Origin of the sequence: Streptomyces albiaxialis (assembly GCF_039530985.1) — a bacterium.
GTDB lineage: Bacteria > Actinomycetota > Actinomycetes > Streptomycetales > Streptomycetaceae > Streptomyces > Streptomyces albiaxialis.
The window spans coordinates 1-17,521 of the sequence record NZ_BAAAPE010000025.1 but is presented as its reverse complement, the minus strand read 5'-3'; the positions used below and the strand labels follow the sequence as shown (position 1 = coordinate 17,521).

Here is a 17,521-nt window from a genome sequence, read left to right as displayed (position 1 = left end):
CTTGTCGGTCGCCGGTTCGCGTGTCATGAGAGCCCGAGTTCGTCGTTGATGAACGCGAAGACCTCGTCGGTGCTCGCCGCCTGGAGCCTGTCCTTGACGTCGGTCGTGCCTGCCGTGGACCGGCGGTCCTCCCACGCCTTGGTGAGGGCCTGCAACCGGCTGGTGATGGAGGCGCCCGCGCCCTCGTCCGGGGAGACCGCGGCGAGGGCGCTCTCCAGGCGTTCGAGCTCGCCGAGCACCACGGTCGCGGGGTCGGCGGCCTCGGGGGCCAGGGTCTCCTTGAGGTGCGCGGCCAGCACCTCCACGTTGGGGTAGTCGAAGATCAGCGTGGCGGGCAGCCGGAGCCCGGCGGCGCCGTTGAGCCGGTTGCGGAACTCGACGGCGGTGAGCGAGTCGAAGCCCATCTCGTTGAACGCGCGGCCCGGTTCCACCGCGTCCGGTGTGCCGAAGCCGAGGACGGCCGCGGCCTGTTCCCGGACGAAGCCCGTCAGTACCTCGTCGATCTCCTCGGCCGTCAGGCCCGTCAGCCGCTGGGCGAAGTCGTCCGCCGAGCGGGTGGCCGCCGCGACGGTCCGCCGTCCCGTCGCCTTGACCAGGCCCCGCAGCAGGGGCGGTACGGCCTCGGGGGGCGCGCCGCGGAAGACCGAGACGTCCAGCCGCGCGGGCAGCAGGGCCGGTTCGTCGGCACGCAGTGCCGCGTCGAGGAGCGTCATGCCCTCCTCGGTGGACAGCGGGGGCATCCCGGCGCGGCTCATGCGCCGTACGTCGGCCTCGTCGAGGTGCCGGGTGATGCCGCTGGTCTCCTCCCACAGCCCCCAGGCGAGGGCGGTGGCGGGCAGGCCCTCGGCCCGCCGGGACGCGGCCAGCGCGTCGAGGAACACGTTCGCCGCCGCGTAGTTGGCCTGTCCGGCGCCGCCGAACGTGCCCGCCGCGGCGGAGTACAGCACGAAGGCGGCGAGGTCCTGTCCGGCGGTGAGTTCGTGCAGGTTCACCGCGGCGTCGACCTTGGGCCGCAGCACCGTGTCGAGCCGTTCCGGGGTCAGGGAGCCGATCACCCCGTCGTCCAGCACACCGGCGGTGTGCACCACGGCGGTCAGCGGACGGTCGTCGGGGACGGCCGCGAGGAGGTCGCGCAGCGCGGCGCGGTCGGCCGCGTCGCAGGCGGCGATCTCCACCTCGGCGCCGAGCGCCCGCAGTTCGTCCTCCAGCTCCTCGGCGCCGTCGGCGGCGCGGCCCGCGCGGCTGGTGAGCAGCAGGCGCCGGGCGCCGTGCTCGGTCACCAGGCGCCGTGCCGCCAGCCCGCCGAGGGTGCCGGTGCCGCCGGTGACGAGCACCGTGCCCCGCTCGTCGAGGGTCTCGGGCATGGTGAGGACGAGCTTGCCGGTGTGCCGGGCCTTGGCCAGGTACCGGAAGGCGTCCGGGGCCCGCCGTACGTCCCAGGTGGTGACCGGGACGGGCCGCAGCGCGCCGGAGTCGAGGAGCCGCACCACCTCGCGCAGCACCTCGCCGACCCGCTGCGGACCGGCGCCCATGAGGTCGAAGGCCTGGTACGTGACGCCGGGGTGGGCGTCGGCGACCTCCTCCGGGGTCCGCACGTCGGTCTTGCCCATCTCCAGGAACCTGCCGCCGCGCGGCATCAGCCGCAGCGAGGCGTCCACGAACTCGCGGGCCAGCGCGTCCAGGACGACGTCCATGCCGCGCCCGCCGGTCGTACGGCGGAACTTCTCCTCGAAGTCGAGGTCGCGGGAGGAGGCGATGTGCTCCTCGTCGAGGCCGCTCTCCCGCAGGGTGTCCCACTTGCCGGTGCTGGCCGTGCCGAAGACCTCGGCGCCCAGGTGCCGGGCGAGCTGCACGGCGGCCATGCCGACCCCGCCCGCCGCGTTGTGCACCAGGACCGATTCCCCGGCCTGCAGTCCGCCCAGCTCGACCAGGCCGTAGTAGGCGGTGGAGAAGACGATCGGCACGGAGGCGGCCCGCACGTAGGACCAGTCGTCGGGGATCCGCGCCAGCATGCGGCCGTCGGTGACGGCCACGGGCCCGAAGGCGCCCGCGAACATGCCGATCACGCGGTCGCCGGGGGCGAAGTCCGCGACGCCGGGGCCGGTTTCGAGGACGACGCCCGCGGCCTCGATGCCCATGGCGGCCTTCTCCGGGTACATGCCGAGCGCGATCATGACGTCGCGGAAGTTCAGGCCCGCGGCGCGTACCCCGATCCGTACCTCGCCGGGTGCCAGCTCGCGGTCCGCGTCCGAGGGGACGAGGGCGAGGTTGTCGAAGGTGCCGGAGCTGGTGACGTCCAGCTTCCACGCGGCGTCCCCGGCCGGGGGCACGAGGGCACCGCCCGAGGCGAGCGGCGCCAGCCGCGGGGTGCGCAGCTCGCCCGCGCGGACGGCGAGCTGGGGCTCGCCGGAGCCGAGCGCGGCGGCGAGCGCCCCGGGGCCGCCGGTGCCGTCCGTGTCGACGAGGACGATCCGCTCCGGGTTCTCCGACTGCGCGGAGCGCAGCAGGCCCCACACCGGTGCCGCGGCGAGGTCCGCGACGCCCTCGTCGGCGTGCGTCGCGACGGCGCCGCGCGTGACGACGGCCAGCCTGGTGTGCTCCAGGCGCTCGTCGGCCAGCCAGTCGGCGGCCAGCGCGAGCATGCGGCCGGTCATCTCCCGTACGCGGACGGGCAGTACGTCGCTGACGCCGCCCGCGTCGGCGCGTTCCGCGGCATCCGCGTCGGTGGCGCCCGTGGCGGGCGTGACGCAGGGGACGAGCACCACCTCCGGCGCAGGGGCGCCCGCGTCGAGCGCGGCGGTCAGCGCGGCCAGGTCGGCGTAGCACTCGGCCGCCTCCGGCGCCCCGTCGAGCACCCCGAGGACCGCCCACGCCGTGGTGTCGGCGGGTTCGGCGGCGACCACGGGCCAGTCGGTGCGGTACAGCGAGTCGGGCAGCGAGGGCGCCGCCACCGCCGCCGACGGGTCCTGGGCGCGCAGCACCAGGGAGTCGACGGTGGCGACGGGCGCGTTCGTCTCGTCGGCCGCCGCCACCGAGACGGCGTCCGTACCGGCGGGCGCGATCCGTACGCGCAGGGTGTGGGCGCCCGCGGCGTGCAGCGTCAGGCCGCTCCAGGCGAACGGGAGCCGCGCCCCGCCCTCCCCGTCGAAGAACGGGCCCAGCCCGGCCGCGTGCAGCGCGGCGTCCAGCAGCGCGGGGTGCAGGCCGAAGGAGGCGGCGTCCTCGGCGGCCGTGCCGGGCAGCGCGACCTCGGCGAAGACCTCGTCGTCCCGCCGCCAGGCGGCGCGCAGCCCCTGGAAGGCGGGGCCGTAGCGCATCCCGGCCTCGGCGAGGCGGGGGTAGTAGTCCGCGGTGTCGAGCGGTTCGGCCCCGGCCGGGGGCCAGGCCGTCCCGGCGTCGGGTGCGGGGGCGCCCGAGGTGCCCGCGGGGGCGAGTACGCCGGTGGCGTGCCGGACCCAGTCCTGCCCGGCGGCGTCCCGCTCCCGCCGGGAGTGGACGCTCAGCGAGCGGCGGCCCTCCTCGTCCGCCGCGCCGACGGCGATCTGGAGCCGCACGGCGCCGCGTTCGGGCAGCGCCAGCGGCGCCGCGAGCGTCAGCTCCTCCAGCAGTCCGCAGCCGACCTCGTCTCCGGCCCGTACCGCCATCTCGACGAACGCGGTGCCGGGCAGCAGGACCAGGTCGCCGATGGCGTGGTCGGCGAGCCAGGGGTGGCTGTGGGTGCCGATCCGCCCGGTGAAGAGGAACTCGTCGGAGCCCGCGACCTCGACGGCGGCGCCGAGCAGCGGATGCCCGGCCGGGCCGAGCCCGGCGGCGGCGACGTCACCGGCGGCGCCCGAGGGCCGGGGCCAGTGGCGCTCGCCCTGGAAGGCATACGTGGGCAGGTCCACGCGGCGCGCGCCGCGCCCGGCGAGGACGGCACGCCAGTCGACGGGGACGCCCCGCAGGTGCAGCCGGGCCAGTCCGGTCAGCGCGGCCACGTCCTCGGCGCGGTCCCGGCGCAGCGTGGGCACCAGGGCGGTGTCCTCGCCGGTCACGCACTCCTGGCCCATCCCGGACAGCACGCCGTCCGGGCCGACTTCGAGGAACGTCCGTACGCCGGCGTCCTCCAGGGCGCGCACCCCGTCGCAGAACCGCACGGCGCCGCGCACATGGCGGGTCCAGTAGTCCGGGGAGCACGCCTCCTCGGCGGTGAGGGGCCTGCCGGTGACGTTGGAGACGATCTCCGTCCGGGGCGGCCGGAACTCCAGCCCCGCCAGCGTGTGCCGGAACTCGTCCAGCATGGGTTCCATCAGCGGGGAGTGGAAGGCGTGGCTGACGGTCAGGCGTCTGGTGGTGGCGCCCGAGGCGGAGAGGGTCTCCGCGACCTCCAGGACGGCCTTCTCCACACCCGAGATCACCACGGAGGCGGGGCCGTTGACGGCGGCGATGCCGACCTCGTCCTCGCGCCCTTCGAGCAGCGCGGCGACCTCGGCCTCCGTGGCGCGGACCGACACCATCGCGCCGTCGGACGGCAGTTCCTGCATCAGCCGGCCTCGGGCGGCGACCAGGGCGCAGGCGTCCGGCAGGGACCACACCCCCGCGACGTGGGCCGCGACGATCTCGCCGATGGAGTGGCCGATGAGCCGGTCGGGGCGTACGCCCCAGGACTCCAGCAGCCGGTAGAGGGCGACCTCGACGGCGAACAGCGCGGCCTGGGTGTACTGCGTCCGGTCCAGCAGCTCGGCGTCCGGGGAGCCGGGCCCGGCCCACGCGACATCCCGGAGGGGCCGGGGCAGCCAGCGGTCCAGCTCGGCGGCAACCTCGTCGAAGGCCCGCGCGAAGACGGGGTGGCGGCGGTGCAGCCCGGCGCCCATCCCGGCACGCTGGGCGCCCTGCCCGGTGAACATCAGGGCGAACGCGCCGGTGGTGGCCCGGCCGGTCACCACCTCGCCCCCGGCGGCCCCCGTCTCTTCCCGGGCGAGCGCCCTCAGGCCGTTCCGGAGGTCGTCGAGCCCGCTGCCGATGACCGCGGCGCGGTGCTCGAACGCCGACCGCGAGGTGAGCAGCGACCAGGCCAGGTCCGCGGGCCCCGCGTCCGGTACGGCCGCGAGGTGCTCCTCCAGCCGTGCGGCCTGGGCGGCGAGCGCCCGCGGGGTCCTGCCGGACACCACCCACGCCAGCGGCTCCTCCTCCGCCGGGCCGCCCTCGGAGTCCCCCGGTCCGGCGGGCTCCGGGAGGGCGGGCTCCACGAGGGCAAGGTCCGGCTCCGGGGCCTGCTCCAGGATCAGGTGGGCGTTGGTGCCGCTGAAGCCGAACGAGGACACCCCCGCGCGCCGGGGCCGGTCGGCGCCGGGCCAGGGCCGGGCCTCCGTCACCAGCTCCACCGCGCCGCTGGACCAGTCCACGTGGGACGAGGGCGCGTCCACGTGCAGCGTCTTCGGCAGCAGCCCGTGCCGCATGGCCAGCACCATCTTGATGACACCGGCGACACCGGCGGCGGCCTGGGTGTGCCCGATGTTCGACTTGACGGAGCCGAGCCAGAGCGGCTCGTCCCCGGACCGCTCGGCCCCGTACGTCGCGAGCAGCGCCTGCGCCTCGATCGGGTCGCCGAGGCTCGTCCCGGTGCCGTGCGCCTCGACGGCGTCCACCTCGGACGCCGCGAGCCCGGCGGAGGCGAGGGCCTGCCGGATCACCCGGGCCTGCGAGGGGCCGTTGGGCGCGGTCAGCCCGTTCGAGGCGCCGTCCTGGTTGATCGCGGAGCCCCGGACCACGGCGAGCACCGGGTGTCCGTGGCGCCGCGCGTCGGAGAGCCGTTCGACGAGCAGGACGCCGACGCCCTCGCCCCAGTTGGTGCCGTCGGCGCCCTCCGCGAACGCCTTGCACCGGCCGTCGGGGGCCAGCCCGCGCAGCCTGCTGAACTCGATGAAGGACCCGGGGGTCGTCATCAGCGTCACGCCGCCCGCCAGGGCCAGCGAGCACTCCCCCGCGCGCAGCGCCGCGGCGGCCAGGTGCAGCGCCACCAGCGAGGAGGAGCAGGCGCTGTCGACGGTCATCGTGGGGCCTTCGAGCCCGAGGGCGTAGGCGACCCGGCCGGACATCACGCTGTAGCTGGTGCCGGTGCCCAGGAACCCGTCGGGCCCCTGCCCGGCTCCGGCCAGGACGCTCATGTAGTCGTTGCCGTTGGCGCCGACGAACACCCCGGTGTCGGTGCCGTGCACGGTCGTCGGGTCGATCCCGGCCGTCTCGACGGCCTCCCAGGCCACTTCGAGCAGCATCCGCTGCTGCGGGTCCATCGAGAGCGCCTCGCGCGGGCTGATCTCGAAGAAGTCGGCGTCGAAGTCGGCCAGCCCGTCGACGAACCCGCCGTGCCGCACGTAGCTCCCGCCCGCCCGTTCGGGGTCGCTGTCGTAGATGCCCTCGGTGTCCCAGCCGCGGTCTGCGGGGAACGGGGTGATCCCGTCCCGCCCCTCGGCCAGCAGCTCCCACAACTGCTCGGGGCCGCGCACTCCGCCGGGCAGCCGGCAGCCCATGCCGACGATGGCGATGGGCTCGTCGGACGCCGCGACGGCGACCGGTGCGTACGAGGAGGTGGCTGCGGAGTCCGTGATCTCGTCCCGCAGGCGGCGCACGAGGACCGCCGGGGTCGGGTAGTCGAAGATCATCGTGGCGGGGAGGGCGAGCCCCGAGGCGGTGGTGAGCCGGTTGCGGAACTCCACGGCGCTCAGCGAGTCGAAGCCGAGGTCCTTGAACGCCCTTGCCGGGTCGATGAGTCCGGGGCTGTCGTAGCCGAGGACGTCCGCGATCTGCGTACGGACGAAGTCCGTCAGCGCCCTGTCGCGGTCCGCGTCGTCCAGCCCGGCCAGCTCCCGGCGCAGGGCCGAGTCGGCGGGCGCGGTACCGTCCGTGCCGCCGGTCGCGCCGCCCCCGCCGTCCAGCAGGCGCCGCGCCTCGGGCAGTTCGGCGAGGAGCGGGCTGGGCCGTACGAAGGTGAAGCCGGGGACGAAGCGGTCCCAGTCGACGTCGGCCACGGTCAGGCAGGTCTCGTCCTGGCCGAGCGCCGCCGCGAGCGCGGTGAGCGCGGGCTCCGGCGCCATCGCGGGAAGCCCGCGCTGCCGGAGCTGCTCCTGGAGGGCCGCGTCCTCCGCGAGACCGCCCCCGCCCCAGGGGGCCCAGGCCAGCGAGGTGGCGGTGAGCCCTCGGGCCCGGCGCTCCTCGGCCAGGGCGTCGAGGTAGGCGTTGGCCGCGCCGTAGCCCGCCTGGCCGCCGCTGCCCCAGACCCCGGCGACGGAGGAGAACAGCACGAAGGCGTCGAGCTGCCGGTCCCCGAGGAGCGCGTCCAGGTGGGCGGCGCCGGTGACCTTGGAGGAGAGGACCGCGTCGAGGTCGGCGCCGTCCAGCTCGGCGGCGGGCACGAGCGGCCCGCCGGTGCCCGCGATGTGCAGCACCGCCGAGGGCGGCTCGGGCAGCCCGTCGAGGAGCCGCGCGAGGCCGTCCCGGTCGGCCGCGTCGCAGGCGGCGAGGGCGACCTCGGCGCCGAGCGCGGTGAGTTCGGCCGCCAGCTCGCCGCTGCCGGGCGCGTCGGGGCCGCGGCGGCTGGTGAGCACCAGGCGCTCGGCCCCGTTCGCGGCGCACCAGCGGGCACAGGCGGCGCCCAGGGCGCCGGTGCCGCCGGTGATCAGCACGGTGCCGCGGGGCTTCCAGGGCGCGGCGTCCCGGCGGAGGCGAGCGCGTACCAGCCGCCGGGCGAACACCCCGGACGGCCTGATCGCGAGCTGGTCCTCGTCACCGGCCCCCGCCAGCAGCGCGCACAGCCGTGCCGCGGCCGTCGCGTCCAGCTCCTCGGGCAGGTCGACGAGTCCGCCCCAGCGGTCGGGCTGCTCCAGCGCGACGGTCCTGCCGAACCCCCACACCTGGGCCTGCTCCGGCTCCCGCAGCGGATCGGCCGCGCCGGTGGACACCGCGCCGCCGGTGACGCACCACAGGGGCGCGCCGGTCCCGGCGTCCTCCAGCGCCTGCACCAGGGCCAGGGCCTCGGTGACGGTCGGCCGGGCCAGCACCCCGGCGACCTCGGCGGGGAACTCCCGCAGCCGCGCGGCCAGTTCCTCCCTTCCGCCACCGAGTTCCAGTCGTACGACGTCGGCGCCGTGCGCGGTGAGCGCCTCCTCGACGCGGCCGCCCTCGTCCGGTCCGGCCAGGATCCAGGTGCCGCCGAGGGTGGCGGTGCCGGTGGGCGCGGCGGTGCCGGCCGGCACGGGCTTCCACACGATCCGGTACGCCCACCGGTCCGCCGTCGACGCGTGCTCCCGGCGGCGGCGCCACGCGGACAGCGCGGGCAGGACCGCACCGAGCGGCTGGTCCTCGTCCAGCTCCAGGGCGCGCAGCAGTTCGGGCAGGTCCTCGCGGGCGACCAGGTCCCAGAAGGGGGCGTCGTCAGCGGCGGCGGGGCGGTCCTCCCCGCCGGTGAGGGCGGCCTCGTCCAGCCAGTACCGCCGCCGCTGGAAGGGGTAGGTGGGCAGTTCGACCCGGCGCCCGCCGGTGAGCAGCGGGTTCCAGTCGACGGCGGCCCCCCGCGCGTACGCACCGCCGACCGCCTCCAGCAGCTCCACGGGCTCGGCACGGTTCTCCCGCAGGGCGGGCAGGAACCGGACGGTGTCGTGGCCGGGGAGGCACTCCTGGCCCATGGCCGAGAGCACGCCGCCGGGCCCGAGTTCGAGGAAGGTCGTGACGCCTTCCGCGTGGGCGGCGCCGATGCCGTCGTGGAACCGGACGGCTTCCCGCACGTGCCGGACCCAGTAGGCGGGGTCGCACAGCTCGCCGGGCTCCGCCATACGGCCGGAGAGGTTGGAGACGACGGGCAGGGTCGGTTCGCTGTAGGTGAGTTCCTCGGCCACCGCGCGGAAGTCGGCCAGCATCGGGTCCATCAGCGGCGAGTGGAAGGCATGGCTCACGCGCAGCCGCTTGACCTTGTGCCCTTGCGCCTCCAGCGCGGCGGCCACCTGCTCGACCGCTTCCTCGGCGCCGGAAATGACGACGGAGGCGGGGCCGTTGACGGCCGCGACACCTATGTCGTCGTGCCCCTCCAGGAACGGGACGACCTGTTCCTCGGAGGCCCGTACGGAGACCATCACGCCGCCGTCCGGCAGCGCCTGCATCAACCGGCCCCGGGCGGCGACGAGCTTCGCCGCGTCGGCGAGCGACCACACCCCGGCCAGATACGCCGCCGTCACCTCGCCGATGGAGTGGCCGAGCAGCACCTCGGGCCTCAGCCCCCAGGACTCGACCAGGCGGTAGAGCGCGGTCTCGAAGGCGAAGAGCCCGGCCTGGGCGTATCGCGTCCGGTCCAGCGGTCCGTCCTCGTCGCCCCACACGACCTCGCCGAGCGGGCGGGGCAGGTGCGCGTCCAGCTCCCCGCACACCTCGTCCCAGGCACGGGCGAACACGGGATACGTCCCGTACAGCTCCCGGCCCATCCCCGCGCGCTGCGCGCCCTGGCCGGTGAAGAGGACGCCGAGCCTGCCGTCGGAGACGACGTCGGCGACCGTACCGGCGGGCCTCCGCCCGGCGGACAGCGCGCGGGCGGCGGCCAGCAGGCCGTCCCGGTCGGTGCCGACGACCACCGCGCGGTGCTCCAGCGCCGAGCGGGTGTTGACCAGCGACCAGCCGAGGTCCGCGGGGGCGGCCTCGGGGTGGCTCTCGGCGTGGGCGGCGATCCGCCCTGCCTGTGCGGCGAGCGCGTCGGCGGAACGGGCGGACAGCACCCACGGCACCGGCCCGGTGCCGCCCTCGGTACCGGTACCGGTACCGGTACCGGTACCGGGTTCCGTACCGGTGGCGGCGAGTTCCGTCTCCGCCGCGTCCGCCGCTTCTTCCGCCTCTGCCGCCTCTGCCGCCTCTGCCGGCTGTTCGAGCACGACATGCGCGTTGGTGCCGCTGAAGCCGAACGAGGACACCCCGGCCCGGCGGGGCTGCCCGGTCCGCGGCCACTCGCGCGCGTCGGTGAGCAGCTCGACCGCGCCCTCGGCCCAGTCCACGTGGGAGGAGGGCCGGTCCACGTGCAGCGTCCTGGGCAGGACGCCGTGCCGCATGGCCAGCACCATCTTCATGATCCCGGCGACGCCCGCGGCGGCCTGGGTGTGCCCGATGTTCGACTTGACCGAGCCGAGCCAGAGCGGCCGGCCGTCGGGGCGGTCCTGCCCGTACGTCGCCAGCAGGGCCTGCGCCTCGATCGGGTCGCCGAGCGTCGTGCCCGTGCCGTGCGCCTCGACGGCGTCGATCTGGGCGGGGCCCAGCCCGGCGTTGACCAGGGCCTGTTCGATGACGCGCTGCTGGGCGGGGCCGTTCGGGGCGCTCATCCCGTTCGACGCGCCGTCCGAGTTGACGGCGGTGCCGCGCACGACGGCCAGGACCGGGTGCCCGTTCCGCCGCGCGTCGGAGAGCTTCTCCACCAGCAGCACACCGGCGCCCTCGGCCCAGCCGGTGCCGTCCGCCGCGTCCGCGAAGGACTTGCACCGGCCGTCGGCGGCCAGGCCGCGCTGCCGGGAGAACTCGACGAAGGTCCACGGGGTGGCCATCACGGTCACCCCTCCGACCAGCGCGAGCGAGCAGTCGCCCTTGCGGAGCGCGTGCCCGGCCAGGTGGAGGGCCACCAGCGAGGAGGAGCACGCGGTGTCCACGGTCAGCGCGGGACCCTCGAAGCCGAAGCTGTACGCGACCCGCCCGGAGAGCGCGGAACCGGAGCTGGTGCTGCCGAAGTAGTCGTGGTACATCAGCCCGGCGAACACCCCGGTCCGGCTGCCGCGCAGGCCGGCCGGGTCGATCCCGGCCCGCTCCAGCGCCTCCCAGGAGGTCTCCAGGAGCAGCCGCTGCTGCGGGTCGACCGCGGCGGCGTCCTTGGGGCCGATCCCGAAGAAGGCGGGGTCGAAGTCGCCCGCCTCGTGCAGGAAGCCGCCCTCCTTCGCGTACGAGGTGCCCTCGGTCCGGCCCGTCGGGTCGTACAGGGCCTCCGTGTCCCAGCCCCGGTCGACGGGGAACTCCGTGATGCCCTCGCCCCCGGAGTCGAGCAGCCTCCACAGGTCCTCGGGAGAGCCGGCCCCGCCCGGGTAGCGGCAGCTCATCCCCACGATGGCGAGCGGCTCGTGGTTCTGCTCCTGGGCCTTCTCCTGGGCCTCCTGGAGGCGTTGCCGCGTCTCGTAGAGATCGGCCGTCATCCGCTTGAGATACTCGCGGAGCTTCTCCTCATTCGCCATCTGCTGCGGCCCCCCAGGTGACGCCCGTGACGTGTGCGCGTGCCATATCAGGAACTCCCGAACTCTCGCTCAATGAAGTCGAAGACCTCGTCGTCGCTCGCCGCGTCCAGCGTCGCGGCGACCGCCCCCGCCCCGTCGTCCTCCCGCGCCCCGTCCGCCCCGGACAGCCCCGCCAGGATGCTCTGGAGCCGGACGGCGAGCCGGTCGCGGGCGCCCTCGTCGGCGGCGAGCGCGGGCAGCGAGAGTTCGAGCCGGTCGAGCCCGGCGAAGGCGGCGAGGAGGCCGGACCGCTCCTCGCGTTCGCCGAGCAGCTCCGCGCAGAGCTTCTCGGCCAGGACGTCCGAGGTCGGGTAGTCGAAGACCAAGGTGGCCGGCAGCCGCAGTCCGGTGACCGCGGTGAGGGTGTTGCGCAGCTCCACGGCGGTCAGCGAGTCGAAGCCCAGCTCGCTGAAGGGCCGTCCGCCGGGGACTTCCTCCGGACCGGAGTAGCCCAGCACGGCGGCCACCTGTGTACGCACCACCGTGAGCACGAGCTGCTGCCGCTCGGGGTCGCCGAGCCCGGCGAGCCGACGGCTCAGGTCCTCGGCCGCGGCCTGCGCACCGGCGCCCGGACGGCGTACGCGCGTCCGGACCAGGTCCCGCATGACCGGCGGCAGCATCCCCTCGGCGGCACGGGCGTGCAGCGCGGCGGTGTTGAGCCGCACGGGCATCAGCAGGCCGTCCGCGAGGTCCGTTCCGCCGTCGCCGCCGCGTCCGCCGGTCCCTTCGGTCGTGTCGGTCCCGCCCGCGGTGGCGGCTGTGGCGGCGTCGAACAGGGCCAGCCCTTCGGCGGAGGTCAGCGCGTCGATGCCGCCGCTGCTCATCCGCCGCAGGTCGGCCTCGTCGAGCCCGCCCGTCATCTCGCTGGTGTCGGCCCAGCGGCCCCACGCGAGGGAGACCGCCGGGAGACCCAGCGCACGGCGGTGCCCCGCGAGGGCGTCCAGGAAGCTGTTGGCCGCCGCGTAGTTGGCCTGCCCCGGCGCCCCCAGCAGGCCCGCCGCCGAGGAGAACAGCACGAAGGCGGACAGGTCGAGGTCCCGCTCCCGGGTCAGCTCGTGCAGGTGCACGGCCGCGTCGGCCTTGGGCCGCAGTACGGCGTCGAGCCGTTCGGCGGTGAGCGAGCCGATCACCCCGTCGTCCAGGACGCCCGCCGTGTGCACCACGCCCGTCAGCGGCGCCTCGTCGGGCAGGCCGTCGAGGACGCGTGCCAGCGCGTCGCGGTCGGAGGCGTCGCAGGCGGCGATCTCCACGCGGGCCCCGAGCCCGGTGAGTTCCTCCCGCAGCTCCCCGGCACCCTCGGCCCCCGGGCCCTTGCGGCTCAGCAGGAGCAGGTGCCGTACGCCGTGCTCGGCCACCAGATGCCGTGCCACCAGGGCGCCCAGCGCGCCGGTGCCCCCGGTGATCAGTACGGTGCCCTCGCTGCTCCAGCCCGGCACGCCCTCGTGGGCGGGCGCCGCGCTCCGGGCGAGCCTGGGCACGAGCACCCGGCCGCCGCGCAGGGCCAGTTGCGGTTCGCCGGAGGCGACGGCGGAGAGGAGGGCGCCCCGGCTCTCCTCGCCGAGGTCGAGGCCGGTGTCGAGGCCCTGGCCGGTGTCGAGGCCCTGGCCGGTGTCGAGGCCCTGGCCGGTGTCGAGGTCGGTGCCGGCGTCGAGGTCGATCAGGACGATCCGGCCCGGGTGCTCCGACTGCGCGGACCGCACGAGCCCCCAGACCGCCGCGGCCGCCGGGGAGACGGCCTCGCCGTCCACCTGGGCCGCGCCGCGGGTGAGGATCACCAGCCGCGTGTCCTCGTACCGCTCCTCCGCGAGCCAGCCCTGGAGCCGCTCCAGCACCAGGCGCGCGACCCGGTGCGCGGCCTCGGCCATATCCTCCTGTCCGGGCCCGGGCCCGGGCCCGGCGTCCGGCACGGACCACAGCACCGTGCCCGGGACGTCGTCCTGGGCGGCGGCCTTCGCGAGCGCGCCCCAGTCGAGCACGGGCACCTCGGGTACCGCCTTGAGGCCCGTACCGTGCTCGCCGACCACCGCCCAGTCCCCGGTGGCCACCTCTGCCGCGTCCGGTACCGGCGGCGAGATCCAGCGCAGCCGCAGCATCGACTCGCCGCGATCGGCGGCAAGTTGCTCCGCGCGTACGGGCCGTACGGTCATCGAGCCGACCGACGCCACGAGGGCTCCGGCGGCGTCGCACACCTCGACGCGCACACCGTCGTCGGCGGGCGTGAGCGTGGCGCGCAGCGCGCCCCCGCCCGCACCCGCGCCCGCGCCCGCGCCCGCCGTGTGCAGCCGGACGCCGGTCCACGCGAACGGCAGCCCCGCGGCGACGTTGTCCAGCAGTCCGACGGTCTGCAGCGCGGCGTCGAGCAGTGCCGGGTGCAGTGCGAACTTCGCCGCGTCGGCGGCCGCGTCCTCCGGAAGGGCGACCTCGGCGTATACGGATCCCTCGTGCCGCCATACGGCCCGGACGCCCTGGAAGAGGGGGCCGTACCCGAAGCCCGCTGCGGCCAGCTCGTCGTAGAAGCCGTCCACGGAGACGGGCTCGGCCCCTTCGGGCAGCCAGGCCTCGCCGCTCTCCGCACTGCCGATCGGCAGTGGACTCCCGGCCGCGAGGACGCCGACGGCGTGCCGCGCCCAGCTCTCCTCCTCCGCGGCCTCCTCCGGCCGCGCGTACACGGTCAGTTGGCGGCGCCCGTCGTCGTCCGGCTCCGCGACGACCACGCGGAGCTGCACGCCGCCGCGCTCCGGCAGCACCAGCGGCTCCTGCAGGGTCAGCTCCTCGATGAGGTCGCAGCCGAGCCGGTCGCCGGCTTGGAGAGCCAGTTCGACCAGGGCGGCGCCGGGCAGCAGCACCGTGTCCATGACGGTGTGGTCGGCGAGCCAGGGGTGGGTGGTCAGCGAGAGCCGCCCGGTCAGCACCACCGAGTCCGGCAACGTCACCGCCGCACCGAGCAGCGGATGCCCCGCCTCGCCCAGCCCCACGGCGGTCATGTCACCGGCCCCGGCGCTCGCCTTCAGCCAGTACCGCTTGCGCTGGAACGCGTACGTCGGCAACTCCACGGTCCGGGCACCCGGGAAGAACGGCGTCCAGTCGACCGCGACGCCGCGCGACCACAGCCCGCCCAGCGCCTGGACGACGGCTTCGGGCTCGTCCCGGTCCTTGCGCAGGCTCGGCAGCAATACGGCCGCCTCCGGCGGCAAGCAGTCCTGCCCCATCACGGACAGCACGCCGTCGGGCCCGAGTTCGAGGAAGGTCGTGACGCCCTCCGCGTGCGCGGCGCCGATGCCGTCGTGGAACCGGACGGCTTCCCGCACGTGCCGGACCCAGTAGGCGGGGTCGCACAGCTCGCCGGGCTCCGCCATACGGCCGGAGAGGTTGGAGACGACGGGCAGGGTCGGTTCGTCGTACGTGAGTTCCTCGGCCACCGCGCGGAAGTCGGCCAGCATCGGGTCCATCAGCGGCGAGTGGAAGGCATGGCTCACGCGCAGCCGCTTGACCTTGTGCCCTTCCGTCTCCAGCGCGGCGGCCACCTGCTCGACCGCGTCTTCAGCGCCGGAGATCACGACGGAGGCCGGGCCGTTGACGGCCGCGATGCCGACTTGCTCGTGCCCCTCCAGGAGCGGGAGGACCTGCTCCTCGGAGGCTCGCACCGAGACCATCACGCCACCGTCCGGCAGCGCCTGCATCAACCGCCCCCGCGCAGCAACCAACTTCGCCGCATCCGGCAACGACCACACACCCGCCAGATACGCCGCCGTCACCTCACCAATGGAATGACCGAGCAGCACCTCGGGCGCCACCCCATACGACCCCACGAGCCGATAGAGCGCCACCTCCACCGCGAACAGCGCCGCCTGCGCGTACTGCGTCTGATCCAGCAGCTCACCCTCGCCGCCCCACACGACCTCGCCGAGCGGACGGGGCAGATGCACATCCAGCTCCCCGCACACCTCGTCCCAGGCCCGGGCGAAGACCGGATACGCCTCGTACAGCTCCCGGCCCATCCCCACCCGCTGCGCACCCTGACCCGTGAAGAGGACACCCACGCGGCCGTCGGCGACCGTGGGTTCAGGCGTCGGGGTCACGGTGCGGAGGGCGGCGAGGAGTTCCGTACGGTCGGTGCCGTGGACCACCGTGCGGTGCTCCAGCGACGTACGGGTGGTGGCCAGCGAGTGGCCGATGTCGAGGGGGCTCAGCTCGGGCCGTGCCGCCACGTACGACGCAAGCCGTCCGGCCTGCGCGGCGAGGGACTCCGCCGTGCGGGCAGACAGCACCCACGGGACGACCCCGGTGGCGGTTTCGTTGTCGCCCTCGTTGTCGCCCTTGCTGTCGTCCTCGGTGCCGGTCTCGGGCGCCGCGCCGGGCGGCTCCTCCAGGACGACGTGCGCGTTGGTCCCGCTGATCCCGAAGGACGACACGCCTGCCCGTCGGGGACGGTCGGCGGCGGGCCATTCGCGCGGCTCGGCGAGAAGTCCGACCGTCCCGGCCGTCCAGTCGACGTGCGTGGAGGGTTCGTCGACGTGCAGGGTCCGCGGCAGTACGCCGTGCCGCATGGCCAGCACCATCTTCATCACGCCGGCCACACCGGCGGCGGCCTGCGTGTGCCCGATGTTCGACTTCACGGTGCCCAGCCAGAGCGGCTGGTCGGCCGGGCGGTCCTGGCCGTATGTCGCCAGGAGCGCCTGGGCCTCGATCGGGTCGCCCAGCGTCGTTCCGGTCCCGTGCGCCTCGACCGCGTCCACGTCCGTCGCGGAGAGACGCGCGTTCGCGAGGGCCTGGCGGATGACGCGCTGCTGGGACGGCCCGTTCGGCGCCGTCAGACCGTTCGACGCGCCGTCCTGGTTGACGGCGGAGCCCCGTATCACCGCGAGCACCGGGTGGCCGTTGCGCCGCGCGTCCGAGAGGCGCTCGACCAGCAGCATCCCGGCGCCCTCGGAGAGGGTCGTGCCGTCGGCCGCGTCGGCGAAGGCCTTGACCCGGCCGTCGCTCGCCAGGTTCCGCTGCCGCGAGAAGTCGACGAACGTGCTCGGGGTCGCCATCACCGAAGCGCCGCCCGCCAGCGCGAGTTCGCACTCCCCCGACCGCAGGGACTGCATCGCCTGGTGCAGCGCGACCAGCGAGGACGAGCAGGCGGTGTCCACGGTGACAGCGGCCCCTTCGAGGCCGAACGTGTACGCCACGCGGCCGGAGGCCACGCTCCCGGAGGTCCCGGTGCCGAGGTGCCCTTCGACCTCCTCCGGTACGGAGTCGGTCTGCAGTCCGTAGTCGTGGTACATGATCCCGGTGAAGACGCCCGTACGGCTGCCGCGCAGCGACGCGGGGGCGATACCGGCGCGCTCGACTGCCTCCCACGACATCTCCAGCAGGAGCCGCTGCTGCGGATCCATGGCCAGGGCCTCGCGCGGCGAGATCCCGAAGAACGCGGGGTCGAACTCGCCCGCGTCGTGGAGGAATCCGCCCTCGCGCGTGTAGGTCCTGCCGGGCAGTCCGGGCTCGGGGGCGTAGAGCCGGTCCGTGTCCCAGCCTCGGTCGGCGGGGAACTCGGAGATCGCGTCCGTACCGGCCGCCAGGAGCCGCCAGAACTCCTCCGGGGACGTGACTCCGCCCGGGTAGCGGCAGGCCATCCCGACGATCGCGATGGCCTCCTCGCCGTCGGCGGCGGCCCGCGCCACGGGGACGACCGCGGCCGTCCCGTCCTCCAGCAGTTCCTGGCGCAGACAGCCGACGAGTGCGAGCGGCGTCGGATAGTCGAAGACCAGGGTGGCGGGCAGCCGCAGTCCGGTGGCCGCGTTCAGCCGGTTCCGCAGGTCGACGGCGGTCAGCGAGTCGAACCCGAGGTCCTTGAAGACCTGATCGGTACGGATCGCGTCCGCGCTCTCGTAGCCCAGGACGGCCGCGACCTGGGTCGTCACCAGGCCCAGCAGCACCTGCTCGCGGTCCTCCGCCGGCAGCCCGGCCAGCCGCTCCCGCAGGGACGACGCCTCACCGGCCGCCGCCGCGGCCCGCCGCACCGGGACCCGTACGACGTTCCGCAGCAGCGCGGGCACCGCGCCGGACGCGGCCAGGCCGCGCACGTCGAACTGGATCGGCACGAACAGCCCCGAGCCGGGCGCCGCACACGCCCGGTCGAACAGCGCCACGCCCTCCGCCTGTTCCAGCGGAAGCGCACCGTTACGCGCCATCCGCCGCACATCACTGGAACCGAGCTGCCCGGTCATGCCGCTGGCGTTCGCCCAGAAGCCCCAGGCGAGCGAGGTGCCGGG

The 17,521-nt window shown here is 75.3% G+C and carries 2 protein-coding genes; both read right to left on the bottom strand.

The features are described from left to right. Positions 1 to 23: 23 nt before the first annotated feature. Positions 24 to 11,225 carry a type I polyketide synthase gene (locus ABD343_RS36565; protein WP_344534639.1) on the bottom strand — a complete coding sequence of 3,734 codons (11,202 nt, stop codon included), beginning with the start codon at positions 11,223 to 11,225 and terminating at the stop codon, positions 24 to 26. A 47-nt stretch (positions 11,226 to 11,272) separates the two neighbouring features. Continuing rightward, positions 11,273 to 17,440: a type I polyketide synthase gene (locus tag ABD343_RS36560; protein ID WP_344534637.1), complete on the bottom strand. Its 6,168-nt coding sequence runs from the start codon at positions 17,438 to 17,440 to the stop codon at positions 11,273 to 11,275. Between the last annotated feature and the right edge of the window lie 81 nt (positions 17,441 to 17,521).

Excerpts from the sequence above, each read along its gene's own strand:
- ABD343_RS36565 (WP_344534639.1), bottom strand. The coding sequence starts at position 11,225 with ATGGCGAATGAGGAGAAGCTCCGCGAGTATCTCAAGCGGATGACGGCC.
- ABD343_RS36560 (WP_344534637.1), bottom strand. The coding sequence starts at position 17,440 with ATGGCGCGTAACGGTGCGCTTCCGCTGGAACAGGCGGAGGGCGTGGCG.